The sequence below is a fragment of the Pseudomonas sp. CHM02 genome, from assembly GCF_000612585.1.
Taxonomy (GTDB): Bacteria; Pseudomonadota; Gammaproteobacteria; order Pseudomonadales; family Pseudomonadaceae; genus Aquipseudomonas.
Genome location: NZ_JFCA01000117.1, coordinates 1 through 507 on the forward strand (window position 1 = coordinate 1; position 507 = coordinate 507).

Consider the following 507-nt stretch of genomic DNA (forward strand, 5'->3'; position numbering starts at 1 on the left):
GAGGCGGCCCGGGTCGTTGTCCGGGTTGAGGATGTCGATAAGGCGGATCAGGTCATCCGGGTTCATGCTCGGGCCGACCTTGACCCCGATCGGGTTGTTCACGCCGCGCAGGAACTCGACGTGGGCGCCGTCCAACTGGCGGGTGCGGTCGCCGATCCACAGCATGTGGGCCGAGCAGTCGTAGTAGTCGTTGGTCAGGCTGTCACGGCGCACGAAGGCTTGTTCGTAGTTGAGCAGCAGCGCTTCGTGGGCGGTGAAGAAACTGGTTTCGCGCAGTTGCGGTGAACTGTCCATGCCGCAGGCGCGCATGAACGCCAGGGTTTCGTCGATGCGGTCGGCCAGTTGGCTGTACTTCTCGGCCAGTGCGGAGTTGGCGATGAAGTCCAGGTTCCACTTGTGCACCTGGTGCAGGTCGGCAAAGCCGCCCTGGGCGAAGGCGCGCAGCAGGTTGAGGGTGGCGGTGGACTGGTGGTAGGACTGCAGCAGGCGGTCCGGGTCCGGCACACG

At 64.9% G+C, this 507-nt stretch carries 1 protein-coding gene; it reads right to left on the reverse strand.

The genetic code is table 11. The features are described from left to right. A partial coding sequence (locus tag BM70_RS0130975; RefSeq protein ID WP_025859598.1) for a 3-deoxy-7-phosphoheptulonate synthase occupies positions 1-507 on the reverse strand: 507 nt, incomplete at both ends.